The sequence below is a fragment of the Stenotrophomonas sp. B1-1 genome (assembly GCF_010894375.1).
In the GTDB taxonomy this organism is placed as follows: Bacteria; Pseudomonadota; Gammaproteobacteria; order Xanthomonadales; family Xanthomonadaceae; genus Stenotrophomonas.
In genome coordinates this window covers 1-1,226 of record NZ_JAAIUZ010000055.1, presented here as the reverse complement: position 1 = coordinate 1,226, position 1,226 = coordinate 1, and the positions used below count along the sequence as shown (strand labels likewise).

Annotated in this window: 2 protein-coding genes; both read right to left on the bottom strand. The window is 64.4% G+C overall.

The annotated features are described in order from the left end of the window. The coding region (locus tag G4G00_RS21715; RefSeq protein WP_164276637.1) for a P2 family phage major capsid protein at positions 1-509 on the bottom strand (509 nt) is incomplete at its 3' end. Positions 510-542: 33 nt separating this feature from the next. After that, on the bottom strand, positions 543-1,226 hold a 684-nt coding region (locus G4G00_RS21710; RefSeq protein WP_164276634.1), incomplete at its 5' end, for a GPO family capsid scaffolding protein.

Genomic DNA, 1,226 nt, shown 5'->3' with positions numbered 1-1,226 from the left:
AGCCAGCCCTTGTTAACGTCCTGCAGCAGCGGGTTGGCCGCCCGGTCGGTGGTGGCCGCAGCCGAGGTGCCGTGAAAGCCGATCATGATGCGGTCCAGTGCCTGCCGCTGGGTGATCGCGTTGCGCAGCAGTGTCTGGAAGTTCTTCTGCCGCGCCCATGCATCCAGTCGTGCATAGGGAATGGCCGTGTCGAAGTTGGTCTGGACGCACTCATAGCCGGTGCTGTCCAGCGCAGTGACATCGGCCGGCACACGCTCGCCCGTGCCACTGGTATCGGTGCGGCCGGCCACGGTGCTGTTGACCCCCACGCCGATCTTTTCGCCCTTCAGGTCCAGCACGCCGGGCATGTTGATGGCCGACAGGAACGCGCTGCTCTCCTGGATCCGCTGCTCCATCGTCTGCTGTACGGATGGGTTCACAGAGAAGGATTGCAGAGACGACTCGACGTTGTTGAGCTCCGCTACACGGCGGGTGAACTGATTGAATTGGAGACGGGTTTCAGTACGCATGTGGGATCCGAAATGAAGGAGTAGGCGAGGGGATCAGCAGTCGGTGACGTCATCGGCGCCCACGCCAGGCCCTGCAACCGGCGGGCGTGAGGTGAAGGCCTGCGGGGTGTCATCCAGGGTCTTGCGCAGGCCGGCCACTTGGGTCGACAGCGATTGCACGCGGGCGCTCAGCGTGCGGTTCTCTTCGTTTAGCTGTTCCATGCGCTGCTCGTGCTGCGCAAAGGCCTCACTCAACTGCTGGCTCAGGGCGGCCAGTTGTGCGGCAGGGTCGGATTCCGGTGCTGGTGCGGGCGTCGGCGCCGGCTTACCCAGGCCCAGGCCTGCGAAGATCTGGGTGACCAGGTTCTTGCGCGGCGCAGCCGGGGCGGTGTCCTCAAAGTCAATCTGCACTTCCTCCAGGGAGGTAAACAGATTGGCCGGGTCGATCTTGCGCGCGGCGAGCGGGCTCTGGTCCGGATGCTGGGCGGCAAAGGCGAGCATTTCAGTGCCCAGGCTGGCCGGGGTATCCGTCACCGCCAGGCCCTGCAGATAGGCCCGGCCGGTGTCGGCGAACTTGGGCGCGATTTCGATGCTGGTATACAGCTTCTGCTTGCTCACATTGACCATGGCCACCAGGTCATCGGTGGGCGCGATCTGGGCGAACAGGGCCAGTTTGGAGACGCCGCCGATATCGACCTCTTCGGCCTTCACCGCGACCACGTCGCCATAGGCGCGGAA